The organism is Dorea sp. AM10-31 (assembly GCF_003435815.1).
GTDB classification, from domain to species: domain Bacteria; phylum Bacillota; class Clostridia; order Lachnospirales; family Lachnospiraceae; genus Dorea_D; species Dorea_D hominis.
The window spans coordinates 82,917-98,819 of the sequence record NZ_QTUV01000008.1; the positions used below are offsets into that span (position 1 = coordinate 82,917).

The window sequence follows — 15,903 nt, forward strand, 5'->3', positions numbered from 1 at the left end:
AAATATACACGTCAAAATACAGTGATATGTACAAAATTTAAGGAGGAACAACAAAAATGGCAAGAAAAATGAAGACCATGGATGGTAACCAGGCTGCAGCTCATGCATCATATGCATATACAGAAGTTGCTGCAATTTACCCTATCACACCATCATCTGTTATGCCAGAACATGTAGATGAATGGGCAACAGAAGGAAGAAAGAACATATTTGGACAGACTGTTCAGGTAACAGAGATGCAGTCAGAGGCAGGTGCTGCAGGAGCTGTACACGGATCTCTTTCCGCTGGAGCTTTAACAACAACATTTACAGCATCTCAGGGATTATTGTTGATGATTCCTAACTTATATAAAGTAGCTGGAGAACAGCTTCCGGGTGTATTTAACGTATCTGCTCGTGCACTTGCTAGTCATGCACTGAACATTTTCGGAGATCACTCAGATGTTTACGCCTGTCGTCAGACTGGTGCTGCAATGCTTTGCGAATCCAGTGTACAGGAAGTAATGGACTTAACACCAGTTGCACACTGTGCAGCATTAAAAGGAAAACTTCCATTCATCAACTTCTTTGATGGATTCCGTACTTCTCACGAGATCCAGAAAATTGAGACATGGGATTACGAAGATCTGAAAGATCTGGTAGATGTGGATGCAATCGATGAGTTCAGAAATCATGCACTGAATCCAAATCATCCATGCCAGAGAGGTTCTGCTCAGAACCCGGATATTTTCTTCCAGGCAAGAGAAGCATGTAACCCATATTATGATGCTATGCCGGCAATCGTTCAGGAGTACATGGATAAAGTTAATGCTAAGATCGGAACAGATTACAAACTGTTTAACTACTACGGAGCTGCTGATGCTGAGAAAGTTATCATCGCTATGGGTTCTGTATGTGATACAATTGAAGAGACAATCGATTACTTAACAGCAGCAGGCGAGAAAGTCGGAGTTGTTAAAGTACGTCTGTACAGACCATTCTGCGCACAGGCACTCATCGATGCAATTCCGGATACTGTTAAATACATCAATGTACTTGACAGAACAAAAGAGCCAGGAGCACAGGGAGAGCCATTATACCTCGATGTTGTTTCTGCATTAAAAGGATCTAAATTCGATGCAATTCCGGTTAACGGAGGACGTTACGGATTAGGATCTAAAGATACAACACCTGCACAGATCGTTGCAGTATTTGAGAACGCAGACAAAGACAGATTTACAATCGGTATCAACGATGATGTTACAAATCTTTCTCTTGAAGTTGGTGCACCACTGGTTACAACACCGGAAGGAACAATCAACTGTAAGTTCTGGGGACTTGGAGCTGACGGTACCGTAGGAGCTAACAAGAACTCTATTAAGATTATCGGTGACAATACAGATATGTATGCACAGGCTTACTTCGATTATGACTCTAAAAAGTCTGGCGGTGTTACAATGTCTCACTTGCGTTTCGGTAAGAAGCCAATCAAATCTACTTACCTGATCCACAAGGCAAACTTTGTAGCATGTCACAACCCATCTTATGTTAATAAATACAATATGGTTCAGGAATTAGTTGACGGAGGAACATTCCTTCTGAACTGTTCATGGGATATGGAAGGTCTTGAGAAACATTTACCGGGACAGGTAAAAGCATTCATTGCTGACCATAATATCAAATTCTACACAATTGATGGTATCAAGATTGGTAAAGAGATCGGACTTGGCGGACGTATCAATACAGTCCTTCAGTCAGCATTCTTCAAACTGGCATCTATCATTCCGGAAGAAGAAGCAATCGATCTGATGAAGAAAGCAGCAAAAGCTACGTACGGAAGAAAAGGTGACAAGATTGTACAGATGAATTACGATGCAATCGATGCCGGTGCAAAACAGGTTGTTGAGATTGAAGTTCCGGAATCTTGGAAATCTTGTGAAGACGAAGGATTATTCACACCGGAAGTTAAAGGTGGAAAAGATGACGTTGTAGCATTTGTTAAGAATGTTCAGTCTAAAGTAAATGCACAGGAGGGTAATAACCTGCCGGTATCTACATTTACAGATTATGCAGATGGTTCTACACCGTCAGGTAGTGCAGCATATGAGAAACGTGGTATCGCAGTAGATATCCCGGTATGGCAGTCAGAGAACTGTATCCAGTGTAACCGTTGTGCATACGTTTGTCCGCATGCAGTTATCCGTCCGGTAGCTCTTACAGAGGATGAACTTGCAAAGGCTCCGGAAGGAACAAAAGCAATTGATATGATTGGTATGCCTGGAATGAAATTCACAATGACTGTATCAGCTTATGACTGTACAGGATGTGGATCTTGTGTAAACGTTTGCCCAGGTAAGAAGGGTGAGAAAGCTCTTGTTATGGCAAACATGGAAGAGAATGCTAAAGAACAGGATGTATTTGACTTCGGACGTGAGATCGAAGTAAAACCAGAAGTTGTAGCTAAATTCAAAGCTAACACTGTTAAGGGAAGCCAGTTCAAACAGCCACTGCTTGAGTTCTCAGGAGCTTGTGCAGGATGTGGAGAAACTCCTTATGCAAAATTGATCACTCAGTTATTCGGTGACAGAATGTACATCGCTAACGCAACAGGATGTTCTTCTATCTGGGGTAACTCTTCACCGTCTACACCATATACAATCAACGAGAAAGGACAGGGACCGGCTTGGTCTAACTCACTGTTCGAAGACAACGCAGAGTTTGGATATGGTATGTTGCTTGCTCAGAAAGCAATCAGAAAGAGACTGAAAGAAGAAGTAGAAGCTGTAGCTGCAAGCGACAAGGCTTCAGAGGCAGCAAAAGCTGCTTGCCAGGAATACCTGGATACATTTAACTGCGGAGTTACAAACGGAGATGCTACAGACAAATTAGTTGCAGCATTAGACGGATGTGACTGTGATACATGCAAAGATATTGTTAAAAACAAAGACTTCCTTGCTAAGAAATCCCAGTGGATCTTCGGTGGTGACGGATGGGCTTACGATATCGGATTCGGTGGAGTTGACCACGTGTTAGCAAGTGGTGAAGACATCAACGTCATGGTATTCGATACAGAAGTTTACTCTAATACAGGTGGACAGTCTTCTAAAGCTACTAAGACTGGTGCTACAGCTCAGTTCGCAGCAGGCGGAAAAGAAACTAAGAAGAAAGACCTTGCAAGCATGGCAATGAGCTACGGATATGTATACGTTGCACAGATTGCTATGGGTGGAGACTTCAACCAGACTGTTAAAGCAATTTCAGAGGCTGAGGCTTATCCGGGACCATCACTGATCATTGCATACGCTCCATGTATCAACCATGGTATCAAGAAAGGTATGAGCAAAGCTCAGACAGAGGAACAGTTGGCAGTAGAATGTGGATACTGGAACAACTTCAGATTCAATCCTGCAGCAGAAGGCAATAAGTTCACTCTGGACAGCAAAGAGCCTAAGGAAGAAGATTATCAGGCATTCCTTGACGGAGAAGTTCGTTACAATGCCCTGAAGAGAGCTAATCCGGAGAAGGCTGCAAGACTGTTCGCTAAGAACGAGGCTGAGGCTATGGAAAGATATGATTATCTGAAGAAACTGATCACTCTGTACGGAGAAGAATAAGATTTGACAAGAAAATCATAAAGCATATAAGAATGTGGCAGTCATTTATGGCTGCCACATTTTTGCATGTTATAGCGACGAGGAAAATCTGCCATTCTTGCGTGGCAGATTTTGACGATCACTGATAAAAAAATAATAGTTGTTGACATCAGCGAAGAAAAATGTAAAAATAGAGAATGTGAATAACAGAACTTGATAGAGGTGCGGATTTCATCAGTAAGGAAGAACGATAGTTTGGAAGACTGTTCTTTCAGAAAGGGGGATTTGCCGAAGGAGTCAGATATTCCGGATCTGATTTCTGGGACGCAGACAGAAGATGTTGCGTACTGTCACAGGAATGTGGAGCGCTATCACAGTATGAGAGTCGAAGAAGAGAATTTATATTTGAGAATTGACGATTATGCCATGAACGCGCAGAAAAGATGTGTTGTTCATGGTATTTTTTTGGCAAATAAAAGGAAGAAAAGAGAGGAAAAAAGATGAGAGCAAGAAAAAAAGTCTGGATGACAACCATGCTGTTGACTTTATCTGTTTTAGGAAGTTCACTGACAGTATTTGCTTCAGATGGAAAAGCAAAATATGTACCGGATATGTATGCGTCGATATATTCGTTAATTCCACCGGTGGTGGCAATCGTGCTTGCATTAATTACAAAGGAAGTGTACAGTTCCCTGTTTGTTGGTATTTTAATCGGAGGTGTTTTTTGGTCAGGGTTCCGGTTTGAGAAGACAATCACCCATGTATTCCAGGATGGTATCGTAGGAGTGCTGTCTGACAGCTATAACGTTGGTATTTTAGTATTTTTAGTTGTACTTGGAATTATGGTATGTATGATGAACAAAGCCGGAGGATCAGCAGCGTTTGGACGTTGGGCAAGTAAACACATTAAAACAAGAGTAGGTGCACAGCTTACAACAATTTTACTTGGAGTACTGATCTTCATTGATGATTATTTTAACTGTCTGACAGTCGGAAGTGTTATGAGACCGGTAACGGATCAGCATAATGTATCCAGAGCAAAGCTGTCTTATCTGATCGATGCAACTGCAGCGCCGGTTTGTATCATTGCACCGATTTCTTCATGGGCAGCGGCAGTAACCGGATTTGTAAAAGGAGAAGACGGATTTTCAATCTTTATCCGTGCAATTCCTTATAATTTCTATGCGATCCTGACAGTTGTAATGATGGTAGCAATCGTAGTCCTGAAGTTTGATTACGGCCCGATGAAACTGCATGAGAAAAATGCAGTAAAAGGCGATCTGTATACGACAGAAGACAGACCATATGCAACAGCAGAAAATGAGATGGAAGAAGGAAAGGGAAACGTAATCGACCTTGTTCTTCCGATTCTTGTATTGATCGTATGTTGTATTATCGGAATGATCTATACCGGTGGTTTTTTCAGTGGAACCGGGTTTGTGAAAGCATTTTCGGGAAGTGATGCATCGGTTGGACTGATGCTTGGAAGTTTCTTCGCATTTATTATTACAGTTATCTTTTATGCAGTGCGAAGAGTATTATCTTTCAGCGATTCCATGTCCTGTGTACCGGAAGGATTTAAGGCGATGGTTCCGGCTATCCTGATCCTGACATTTGCATGGACTTTAAAGGCAATGACAGACAGCCTTGGGGCAGCTGAATTTGTTGCAAATGGAATGCAAAAAGCAGCCGGAGGACTGGTAAGTCTACTGCCTGCAATTATCTTCCTGGTAGGATGTTTCCTTGCATTTGCAACCGGAACTTCATGGGGAACTTTCGGAATCCTGATTCCGATTGTTGTAGCTGTATTTTCGGGAACGAATGAGCAGATGATGATCATCTCTATTTCAGCATGTATGGCTGGAGCTGTATGCGGAGACCACTGCTCACCGATTTCCGATACGACGATCATGGCGTCGGCGGGTGGCCAGTGTAATCATGTCAATCATGTAACGACACAGCTTCCGTATGCGATTACAGCAGCGATTGTTTCATGCGTATCTTATGTAATCGCCGGATTTGTGAGAAATCCATTTATCTGTCTGCCGGTTTCTATCGTGCTGATGATCGGCACACTGCTGGTGATTCGCCAGGTTACACGAGAGCCGGATTATGGTGATCTGAGCAAATATTAAACGAAAACCAGATAAGGGATATAGAAAAGTGAGGTGATATCGCCTCACTTTTGTTATTTCTTTGTATAGAAAGAAAAAAGATGGTATAATAATCAGATAGAGTGTGCAATGAAAGGAGTCGAAGAGAGCTTATATGAATAAAAATGATGTGAAGGCTTATGAATTACTGCAGACAAAGGAATTAAAAGGAATCCATTCTGTGGGATATTTACTCAGACATAAAAAAAGTGGGGCGAGAGTCCTTTTAATAGAGAATGATGATGACAACAAAGTGTTTCAGATCGGATTTCGTACACCACCGTCGGACAGCACCGGTGTACCACATATTATGGAACATTCTGTATTGTGCGGATCGAAGAATTTCCCGGCAAAAGATCCATTTGTAGAACTGGTAAAAGGATCATTGAATACATTTCTGAATGCGATGACATATCCGGACAAGACCGTATATCCAGTCGCAAGTTGCAACGACAAAGACTTTCAGAACCTGATGCATATTTATATGGATGCTGTGCTTTATCCGAATATTTATAAGCATGAGGAGATATTCTGCCAGGAAGGCTGGAGCTACCGGATGCCTTCAAAAGATGAGCCGCTGACGTATAATGGTGTCGTATACAATGAGATGAAAGGTGCATTTTCCTCTCCGGAAGGTGTGCTGGATCGAGTAGTACTGAATACATTGTTTCCGGACACATCCTATGCAAATGAATCCGGTGGAGATCCGGACGTGATTCCGGAACTGACTTATGAACAGTTCCTTGATTTCCACAGAACTTATTATCATCCATCCAACAGCTATATTTATCTGTATGGAAATATGGATATGGCAGAGAAGCTGAACTGGCTGGATGAGATGTATCTGAGCAAATTTGAAGCGAAAGAGATCGACTCAGCAATCCGCCTGCAGAAGCCGTTTGCGGAGATGGCTGAAAAGGAGCTAACGTACTCTATCGGCAGTGAGGAGTCGGAAGAAGAGAATACCTTCCTGTCTTATAATAAAGTTATTGGAACAAGTCTTGATCCGAAGCTATATCTTGCTTTTGAGATTCTGGATTATGCATTGTTATCAGCGCCGGGTGCACCGCTGAAACAGGCATTGACGGACGCAGGAATCGGAAAAGATATTATGGGATCTTATGACAATGGTATTTATCAGCCGATCTTTTCTGTAATTTCTAAAAATGCAAATGCAGACCAGAAGGAAGCATTTGTTGCGAAGATTGAAGATGTGTTTACAGATCTTGTTAAGAACGGAATTGATAAGAAAGCGCTGGAGGCGGGGATTAATTATCAGGAATTTCGTTATCGTGAAGCGGATTTTGGAAATTATCCGAAAGGACTTATGTATGGCTTACAGATGATGGACAGCTGGCTGTATGATGACAATGAACCGTTTATGCATATTGAAGCACTGGATACATTTGAATTTCTGAAAGAACAGATCGGGACCAGGTATTATGAAGAACTGATCCAAAAATACATCCTTGATAATACGCATGGTGCGGTCGTAGTTGTAAAACCGGAGAAGGGACGCACAGCAAAACTGGAGAAAGAATTAGAAGATAAACTGGAATCATATAAGCAGAGTTTAAGTGAAGAGGAGCAGGAACAGCTGGTTGTAAATACGAAGGCACTGGAAACTTACCAGTCAGAAGAAGATTCGCCGGAAGATCTGGAGAAGATACCGGTTTTAAAAAGAGAAGATATTTCCAGAAAAATCCAGCCGATTATTAATGAAGAGATGAGGCTTGCGGATGTGCCGGTTATTTTCCATGAAATTGAAACGAACGGAATTGGATATGCAGATATTCTCTTTGATATGTCGGATGTGCAGGAGGAAGACCTTCCGTATGTTGGTATTTTACAGTCAGCGCTTGGCGTGATCGATACGAAGAAACATGGATATGGAGAACTTTTTAATGAGATTAACATGCATACTGGTGGTATTGCAACATCATTGGAATTATACAATGATGTTACAAAAGTAAAGGAAAAGGAATTTAAAGCTACATTTGAGATCAAAACGAAAGCCCTATATGACAAGCTCCCGTTTGCATTTGATATGATGGGTGAGATTCTGACAGAGTCCTGCCTGGATGATACAAAGCGTATGAAAGAAATCCTTGCCATGTTAAAATCCAGACTTCTGATGAAGTTCCAGTCTTCCGGGCATACAACGGCAGCACTTCGTGCATTGTCTTATGCATCTCCGTCAGCGAAACTTAAAGATATGACAAATGGCGTAGATTTCTTCCGCAAGGTAGACTGGCTGGATACACATTTTGAAGAAGAGAAAGAACATTTATCGAAAAAATTAAAAGAACTGTCAGTGAAGCTGTTCCGGGCAGATCGTATGATGCTTAGTTACACAGCCGCAGGCGAAGGTTTGAAGAGCTTTGAAAAAATGGTACAGTCTCTGAAAGACAGATTGTATACAGAGCCGGTGGAAGAGACACCGTGCATTATTCACTGTGAGAAGAAGAACGAAGGATTCCGTACTGCTTCCAAAGTACAGTATGTGGCAAAAACCGGTAATTTTATTGAACGGGGAGAAGAATATACAGGAGCATTACAGATATTAAAAGTAATCTTAAGTTATGAATATCTGTGGCAGAATATCCGTGTAAAAGGTGGTGCATATGGCTGTATGAGCAACTTTAACCGTATCGGTGAAGGTTATTTTGTCTCTTACCGTGATCCGAATCTGAAGCGGACACTGGATGTGTATGAAGGTGTTGTAGATTATGTGAAGAATTTTACAGTTTCTGACCGTGATATGACGAAATACATTATCGGAACGATGAGCAATCTGGATCAGCCGATGACGCCTTCTGCAAAAGGTGAACGTTCCATGAATCTTTATATGAATAAAGTAAACGAAGACATGGTTCGGAAAACAAGAGAAGAAGTACTGGATGCAACGCAGGAGGATATCCGCAGGCTGGCACCGGTACTGGAAGCAATCCTTTCGGCAGACCAGATCTGTGTTATCGGAAGTGAAGAAAAGATTGAAGAAGCAAAAGACCTGTTCCAGACAGTGACAAGTTTCCAGAATGAAGGGGAAAAGGAAGATGAATAATAAATATAAATCAGGATTTGTAACTCTGATCGGACGTCCGAATGTTGGAAAGTCCACATTAATGAATTATCTGATCGGTCAGAAGATCGCGATCACATCCAAGAAACCGCAGACGACAAGAAACCGGATTCAGACTGTACTTACAAGAGAAGATGGACAGATTATTTTCGTCGATACACCAGGAATCCACAAAGCAAAAAATAAACTTGGAGAATATATGGTAAATGTTGCAGAACGGACGTTAAATGAAGTAGACGTTGTTCTCTGGCTTGTAGAACCGACAACATTTATCGGAGCAGGAGAGCAGCATATTGCCAGCCAGCTTAAGAAGGTAAAGACGCCGGTTGTACTTGTTATCAATAAAACAGACAGTGTAAAGAAAGAAGATATCTTTCCTGCAATTGCAGCATATAAAGATGTGTATGATTTCGCTGACATCGTGCCGGTGTCAGCAAGGAGCGGAGATAACACGGAAGAGTTGTTGAAAGTAGTGATGAAATATCTTCCTTACGGACCACAGTTCTATGATGAAGATACGATTACAGACCAGCCGGAGCGTCAGATCGTAGCTGAACTGATTCGTGAGAAAGCACTGCACAGTCTGAATGAAGAGATTCCACATGGAATCGCAGTTGCGATCGATCAGATGAAAAAACGCGGAAAAGTTATGCACATTGACGCAACGATTATCTGTGAGAGAGATTCGCACAAGGGGATAATTATTGGAAAACAAGGAAATATGTTGAAAAAAATCGGTAGTACTGCCCGTTATGAGATTGAAAAAATGCTGGATTGCCAGGTAAATCTCAAGCTTTGGGTAAAAGTAAAGAAGGACTGGAGAGACAGTGAGTTTCTGATGAAAAATTTTGGATACCGGGAAGAAGAATAGGAAAGGGTATCTTCTGGAGAACCTAATCTGTAAATACCAGATGAGGTGAGAAGATGGAAGAAATGTACTGGGACCGTTTCCGGAAGACGGGGAAGATAACCGATTATTTATATTACCGGGGCATGCAAATCTGTGCATGTGCAGAGAAAGAACAGAACCGGAAAGGTGAGAAAGAATATGAATCAGATTACGGTGACAGGCATGGTGCTTGCTCAGACGTCGATAGGAGAATATGACAGACGTGTAGTAATTCTGAGTAAAGAAAGGGGCAAGATCGCAGCATTTGCCAGAGGCGCGAGAAGACCAAACAGCGCACTGGTCGGTGTGACAAGCCCTTTCTCTTTTGGACAGTTTACTGTATATGAAGGGCGTACATCGTATACGCTGGTGTCGGCGTCCATTTCCAATTATTTTGAAGAACTGCGCACGGATGTAGAGGGCGCTTATTATGGCTTTTATTTTATGGATTTAGCAAATTATTATGCGAGAGAAGCCAGTGATGAGACTTTGTTACTGAAGCTTTTATATCAGACATTTCGTGCACTTGTGAATACCAGAATCCCGAATCAGCTGATCCGTTATATTTATGAATTAAAGGTCATCAGTATTAATGGAGAAGGGCCGCAGGTGTTTGAATGTATCGGTTGCGGGGACAGAGAACAGGAGAAAGTATTCAGTATCCGCCGTGGTGGTCTTTTATGCCGACAGTGTGCCGCTCATGTGACGGACGGAAGAAAACTGAGTGCTTCTACGCTGTATGCAATGCAGTATATCATAGCCTCACCTGTGGAGAAGCTTTATACGTTTCTTGTGAAGGAAGATGTGCTGAAAGAGCTGGGAGATGTTGTGACAGCGTATATGGCAGAGTATCTGGGAAAATCATTTAAGTCACTGGAGATTCTGGAGACGTTGATTATGTAAATTGAAAATCGCCTGGATCTGAAAAGGATCCGGGCGATTTTGGCGACAGGGGAAATATTTATTCTGGAACCAAGAGCTCCATAACCATTTCCGTTAAAGTCAACTCTTAAGAATTCACTGTAAGCACCATCTGCCGGTTTTACAGTCATTTCAATATCAGATGCTGTCAACTGTGCAGTATCTGCGATTCCGGAATCTGTTCCAGTCTGGCGTGCACTAAAGGTAAAAGAATCGGTTGAAGCATTGTAAGCAGCTGTTTTCAGACCGTTTGTGTTCTCTGTTACATTGGCTTTCAGATTATCATAAGCACTTAAATCTTTCTTGAAAAAATAGTAGTTAGCTTACGCTAACAAAAAGAATAACAGCTATTGAAAAAAGTCGCAATAAAATACAGGGAAAATGAGAAATGTTATCAAAATACAACTTGGCCTTGGCAGATGAGAAAAAAAAATATACAATAAGAGAGTTGAACAGATAAGACCGCGGATAACAGAAGGAGTCCGTTGAATGATAAAAATAAAGAGGATTATATAAATATGAAAAAACAGGAATATATATACAGATGTATGCAGAAATATGTGAAACGGGCAGTGGCGGTATTCGTGATCGGATGCATGGTGACGGGACTTGCGACCGGCTGTAGTACAAATGGCAAATCAAAAGGCAGTCAGGCATCTCTTTTAAAAGAACAGACAAGAGAAGTATTTGCGATGGACACTTATATGACACTCAAAGCATATGGCAAAAATGCCGGAAAAGCGCTGGATGCTTCTGTGAAAGAGATTGAACGGATTGAAAATCTGGTATCTACCGGGAAGAAGACGAGTGAGATTGCCAGGATCAATCAGAATGGTTCGGGAAAAGTTTCTGAAGATACGATGAAACTGATCTTAAGATCAAGAGAGTTATATGAAGATACAGACGGCGCATTTGATATCACTGTGTATCCGGTGATGGAAGCATGGGGATTTACGACAGAAAAATACCGGATACCGGGCAAAACAGAACTTCAGAAACTTCTTGCCAATATGGATGCAGATAAAATTATCTGTGATGAGAAGAAAGGTACTGTAAAACTGGATCAAAAAGGAATGAAGATTGATCTTGGAGGAATTGCCAAAGGATATACTTCCAGCCGCGTTATGGAGATCATGAAAAAATATGGCGTGAAAAATGCCGTAATCAGCCTTGGCGGCAATGTACAGACGCTGAACAGCAAGCCGGATGGTTCCGCATGGCAGATTGCCGTGGAAGATTCACAAGACAAATCCAGTTATATTGGAGTATTGTCTCTTCGAAATCAGGCGGCGATTACATCGGGTGGCTATGAACGTTATTTTGAAAAGAATGGAAAGAAATATCATCATATCATTGATCCAAAGACCGGATATCCGTCAGAAAATGGATTGTCTTCGGTTACGATCGTTTCAAAAGATGGAACGCTTGCAGATGGACTGTCAACCTCGCTCTTTATTATGGGCAGAAAGAAAGCAACAACTTACTGGAAGAAACATACACAGGCATTTGATACTGTTATGGTGGAAGATGACGGAACAATCTGGGTGACGGAAGGAATTGCAGATGTGTTTTCCGGTGACAGTGGATTCAAAGTTATTCACAAATAAAGAAAAGGATAGGGTAGAGTATGAAAATCCTGAAAAAATTACAGATGATAAAACCGGTACTTCAGGTAATGTTACTTGGAATTTTTGTTATAGTGGCTGTCACCGAATACAGACCGGATGCAGGAACAGATTCCGATGGAGAAAGTTGGGTACAGAAGATTCTGGCAGCAAGGAAGCAAACGACAGAGTCCCAGACAGTGAAAGCCGGGAAAAAGGTAAAGGTTTTGATCTAAAAGATGGAAAATACACAGGCTCTGCAAATGGATATGGTGGAAAGATCACGGTGACCGTAACGATCAAGAATAAAAAGATTGTGAAGATACACATTGACAGCTCGCCGAGAGAAACGACTTCTTTCTTCAATCGTGCAAAACGCTGACAGATCTGATGATCCGGCAGCTGAGTACTGATGTAGATGCAGTATCAGGAGCAACCTACAGTTCCAAAGGAATTATCGGTGCAGTGAAAAATGCGTTGTATGGAACAAAATCGACAACGAAACAGGCGCCTGTATCTTTCGGGGGAAAAGGCAAGGCGAAAAAGGTCGCAAAGGTTACAGAAACCGGCAACTGTTTTCTGCATGTTCTGCTGCCCGGCGAATGTTTTGCATGTGGAAAATGTGCAGAACGGTGTCCGAGAAGAAATGCAGAACGACCGTTTCCGGGAAAATACTTGAAAAGCAAATAGTAAAAATGTATAATAAGGTACAATTACTATATTATAGAAGGCGAGGACAAGGGATATGGTAGAGAAAACTATGGACAAAATCGTAGCACTGGCAAAATCAAGAGGATTTGTATATCCGGGATCAGAGATTTACGGCGGGCTTGCGAATACATGGGACTATGGTAATCTTGGAGTAGAACTTAAGAACAATGTAAAGAAAGCATGGTGGCAGAAGTTTGTACAGGAGTCTCCATACAATGTTGGTGTGGACTGTGCAATTCTGATGAACCCACAGACATGGGTAGCAAGTGGACATCTTGGAGGATTCAGTGATCCTCTTATGGATTGTAAAGAGTGTCATGAGCGTTTCCGTGCAGATAAGATTATTGAGGACTATGCACATAAGAACGGGCTGGATATTCCGGACAGCATTGACGGATGGAGTCATGAGCAGATGGAAGGCTACATTGCAGACCATAACATTCCATGCCCGACCTGTGGAAAGCATAATTTTACAGAGATCCGTGAGTTCAACCTGATGTTTAAGACATTCCAGGGCGTAACAGAAGATGCAAAAAATGTTGTTTATTTAAGACCTGAGACAGCACAGGGAATTTTTGTAAACTTTAAGAATGTACAGCGTACATCCAGAAAGAAACTTCCATTCGGTATCTGCCAGATTGGTAAGTCATTCCGTAATGAAATTACACCTGGTAACTTTACTTTCCGTACAAGGGAGTTTGAGCAGATGGAGATGGAATTCTTCTGTGAGCCGGATACAGACCTTGAATGGCATGCATATTGGAAGAAGTTCTGTCTTGACTGGTTAGAGCAGCTTGGCTTAAAAGAAGAAGAAGTCCGCTATCGTGATCACGATCCGGAAGAGCTGAGCCATTACAGTAAAGCGACAACAGATATTGAATTCCTGTTCCCGTTCGGATGGGGAGAGTTATGGGGTATCGCAGACCGTACAGATTTCGACCTGACACAGCATCAGAATGTATCTAAACAGGATATGACTTATTTTGATGATGAGAAAAAAATCAAATATATTCCATATGTTATCGAACCGTCACTTGGAGCAGACCGTATGGTACTTGCATTCCTTTGCAGTGCTTATGATGAGGAGAATATTGGAACAGAAGAGAAGCCGGATGTCCGTACAGTACTTCATTTCCATCCGGCACTTGCACCGATTAAGATTGGTATCCTTCCGTTGTCCAAGAAACTGAATGAAGGTGCAGAGAAAGTATATGAGATTTTAAGAAAGAAATATAACTGCGAATATGATGACCGTGGAAATATCGGTAAACGCTACCGCCGTCAGGATGAGATTGGAACACCATTCTGTGTAACTTACGATTTTGATTCTGAGGAAGACGGAGCAGTTACTGTTCGTGATCGTGATACGATGGAACAGGAGAGAATTAAGATCGAAGATCTGGAAGCTTATTTCGCAGAGAAGTTTGAGTGGTAAGATTTAATAAGAGAATGCGTGGTTTCATAGAAAATCGTTAATAGAAAGGCTGTGGCATCTGATAAGATGCCACAGCCTTTCTGGCACTGTTAATGATAAAGGGAAGGCACTTGCCTGTGCAAGTCCTTCCCGACTGATAATCAAACCTAAGTAATTGTTTTAGATGTTTGCTTCTTTACTATAACGTTCTGGATGAAGTCTTCTGTCACGGAGCTCAGCAGCGGCTGTAAACAGAACGTCTGTAGAGGAGTTCAGACCTGTCTCACAGGAATCCTGGATTACACCAACAATGAAGCCGACACCAACAACCTGCATTGCAATATCAGAAGAGATACCAAACAGGCTGCATGCCATAGGAATCAGAAGCAGAGAACCACCGGCAACTCCGGAAGCTCCGGCAGCGCTGAGTGCGGCAAGAACACACATGATCAGTGCAGTTCCAAAGTCTACAGATACACCAACTGTATTGGCTGCGGATAATGCCATAACAGAGATTGTAATAGCAGCTCCAGCCATGTTGATTGTTGCACCAAGAGGAATGGATACGGAGTATGTATTCTCATCCAGTTCCATCTCTTCACAAAGCTCCATGTTAACTGGAATATTGGCTGCAGAACTTCTGGTGAAGAATGCAGTGATAAAGCTTCTTACCAGACATTTGAATACAAGCGGATATGGATTCTTGCGTGAGCAGAAGAATACGATCAGTGGATTCATAATCAGTGCTACAAATGCCATACTTCCAACAAGTACAAGAATCAGTCTTCCGTAAGATAATAATGCCTTGAGTCCGGATTCGGAAATAACATTGAAAATCAGTCCCATGATTCCGAACGGAGCACAGCTGATTACCCATTTTACTGCGGTTGACAGAGCATTGGAAAAATCATCTAACAGATTCTTTGTTGCAGGAGATGCAGCTTTGAGTGCGATACCAAAGATACATGCCCATGCAAGAATACCGATATAATTCGCATTTACGATAGAAGCAATCGGATTGGACACAACATTGAGCAAAAGATTCTTTAATACTTCGCCTACTCCGCTCGGAGGAGTAACATCTTCTGTGGCTGCTTTTCCAAGAGTTAAAGTAACTGGGAAAAGACGGCAGGCTATAACTGCAACAAGTGCTGAGAAAAGGTTACCAAGCATATAAAGAGCTACGATAAAGCCCATGTTTGTCTTCTGCCCCTCGCCCATGTGAGCAAGTGCGCTCATAACAAGAAAGAAGACAAGAAGCGGAGCAATCGCTTTTAAAGCTCCGACAAATAAATCTCCAAGAATTGCAATAACAGTTACTTTTGGAATGCAAAGCCCAAGAATGATACCAACGATCAGACCGCACAGGATTCTTAATACAAGGCTTATGCTGTTCCATTTCTGAATTAAGTTTTTCATAGATCCCTTCCTTTTGCAGGTAAAAACCTGCATCCTCTCTTTCTTTTGTAATATGTTCCCCGATAGATACATCGAGCATGGAGAAGTAGGCGGTTCTTCCGTAGTGCTTTTCCATGCTCAACCTGCTGTAACGGGTTT

General features: G+C 41.9%; 10 protein-coding genes, 1 pseudogene and 1 riboswitch. Of the genes and pseudogenes, 9 read left to right on the top strand and 2 right to left on the bottom strand.

Annotated elements, in window-relative coordinates; genetic code table 11:
* Nucleotides 1-56 precede the first annotated feature (56 nt).
* From nifJ to recO, 5 genes are all read left to right on the top strand, one after another.
* Entirely contained in the window at nucleotides 57-3,593 is a 3,537-nt protein-coding gene (gene nifJ / locus DW125_RS11605) for a pyruvate:ferredoxin (flavodoxin) oxidoreductase (protein WP_117538236.1), read from the top strand.
* 188 nt (nucleotides 3,594-3,781) lie between these two features.
* Nucleotides 3,782-3,951: riboswitch (Lysine riboswitch) on the top strand.
* A 121-nt stretch (nucleotides 3,952-4,072) separates the two neighbouring features.
* Entirely contained in the window at nucleotides 4,073-5,707 is a 1,635-nt protein-coding gene (locus tag DW125_RS11615) for a Na+/H+ antiporter NhaC family protein (protein WP_117538238.1), read from the top strand.
* A 133-nt stretch (nucleotides 5,708-5,840) separates the two neighbouring features.
* The gene (locus DW125_RS11620) at nucleotides 5,841-8,789 is read left to right on the top strand and encodes an insulinase family protein (RefSeq protein WP_117538239.1); all 2,949 of its coding nucleotides are present in this window, start codon (nucleotides 5,841-5,843) and stop codon (nucleotides 8,787-8,789) included.
* Complete coding sequence (gene era / locus DW125_RS11625; protein WP_117538240.1) at nucleotides 8,782-9,678, top strand: GTPase Era; 897 nt, start codon at nucleotides 8,782-8,784, stop codon at nucleotides 9,676-9,678. The genes DW125_RS11620 and era overlap by 8 nt, the downstream gene beginning before the upstream one ends.
* A 177-nt stretch (nucleotides 9,679-9,855) precedes the next feature.
* Nucleotides 9,856-10,599: a DNA repair protein RecO gene (gene recO / locus DW125_RS11635; protein ID WP_021859917.1), complete on the top strand. Its 744-nt coding sequence runs from the start codon at nucleotides 9,856-9,858 to the stop codon at nucleotides 10,597-10,599.
* A gap of 68 nt (nucleotides 10,600-10,667) precedes the next feature.
* Here the strand turns inward: recO and DW125_RS14600 are convergent.
* Nucleotides 10,668-10,895: pseudogene (locus DW125_RS14600) on the bottom strand (penicillin-binding Tp47 domain C-containing protein); the annotation flags it as partial.
* Between the two features lie 240 nt (nucleotides 10,896-11,135).
* Between DW125_RS14600 and DW125_RS11645 the strand changes: the two are divergent.
* The 4 genes from DW125_RS11645 to DW125_RS11660 all read left to right on the top strand — a co-directional run bounded on the left by DW125_RS11645 (nucleotide 11,136) and on the right by DW125_RS11660 (nucleotide 14,367).
* Nucleotides 11,136-12,224, top strand: a complete 1,089-nt coding sequence (locus tag DW125_RS11645) for an FAD:protein FMN transferase (protein ID WP_242992984.1) — start codon at nucleotides 11,136-11,138, stop codon at nucleotides 12,222-12,224.
* Between the two features lie 20 nt (nucleotides 12,225-12,244).
* On the top strand, nucleotides 12,245-12,457 hold the full coding sequence (locus tag DW125_RS13945) for a hypothetical protein (protein WP_147323702.1): 213 nt from the start codon (nucleotides 12,245-12,247) through the stop codon (nucleotides 12,455-12,457).
* A 154-nt stretch (nucleotides 12,458-12,611) separates the two neighbouring features.
* Entirely contained in the window at nucleotides 12,612-12,911 is a 300-nt protein-coding gene (locus DW125_RS11655; RefSeq protein ID WP_117538243.1) for an FMN-binding protein, read from the top strand.
* 55 nt (nucleotides 12,912-12,966) lie between these two features.
* The gene (locus DW125_RS11660) at nucleotides 12,967-14,367 is read left to right on the top strand and encodes a glycine--tRNA ligase (RefSeq protein ID WP_021859921.1); all 1,401 of its coding nucleotides are present in this window, start codon (nucleotides 12,967-12,969) and stop codon (nucleotides 14,365-14,367) included.
* 159 nt (nucleotides 14,368-14,526) lie between these two features.
* Here the strand turns inward: DW125_RS11660 and sstT are convergent, their stop codons facing one another.
* The gene (sstT, locus tag DW125_RS11665; RefSeq protein ID WP_117538244.1) at nucleotides 14,527-15,765 is read right to left on the bottom strand and encodes a serine/threonine transporter SstT; all 1,239 of its coding nucleotides are present in this window, start codon (nucleotides 15,763-15,765) and stop codon (nucleotides 14,527-14,529) included.
* Between the last annotated feature and the right edge of the window lie 138 nt (nucleotides 15,766-15,903).

What these genes read in the sequence shown, in the direction of transcription:
- nifJ (WP_117538236.1), top strand. Translation starts at nt 57, where the DNA reads ATGGCAAGAAAAATGAAGACCATGGATGGTAACCAGGCTGCAGCTCAT.
- DW125_RS11615 (WP_117538238.1), top strand. Translation starts at nt 4,073, where the DNA reads ATGAGAGCAAGAAAAAAAGTCTGGATGACAACCATGCTGTTGACTTTA.
- DW125_RS11620 (WP_117538239.1), top strand. Translation starts at nt 5,841, where the DNA reads ATGAATAAAAATGATGTGAAGGCTTATGAATTACTGCAGACAAAGGAA.
- era (WP_117538240.1), top strand. Translation starts at nt 8,782, where the DNA reads ATGAATAATAAATATAAATCAGGATTTGTAACTCTGATCGGACGTCCG.
- recO (WP_021859917.1), top strand. Translation starts at nt 9,856, where the DNA reads ATGAATCAGATTACGGTGACAGGCATGGTGCTTGCTCAGACGTCGATA.
- DW125_RS11645 (WP_242992984.1), top strand. Translation starts at nt 11,136, where the DNA reads ATGAAAAAACAGGAATATATATACAGATGTATGCAGAAATATGTGAAA.
- DW125_RS13945 (WP_147323702.1), top strand. Translation starts at nt 12,245, where the DNA reads ATGAAAATCCTGAAAAAATTACAGATGATAAAACCGGTACTTCAGGTA.
- DW125_RS11655 (WP_117538243.1), top strand. Translation starts at nt 12,612, where the DNA reads ATGATCCGGCAGCTGAGTACTGATGTAGATGCAGTATCAGGAGCAACC.
- DW125_RS11660 (WP_021859921.1), top strand. Translation starts at nt 12,967, where the DNA reads ATGGTAGAGAAAACTATGGACAAAATCGTAGCACTGGCAAAATCAAGA.
- sstT (WP_117538244.1), bottom strand. Translation starts at nt 15,765, where the DNA reads ATGAAAAACTTAATTCAGAAATGGAACAGCATAAGCCTTGTATTAAGA.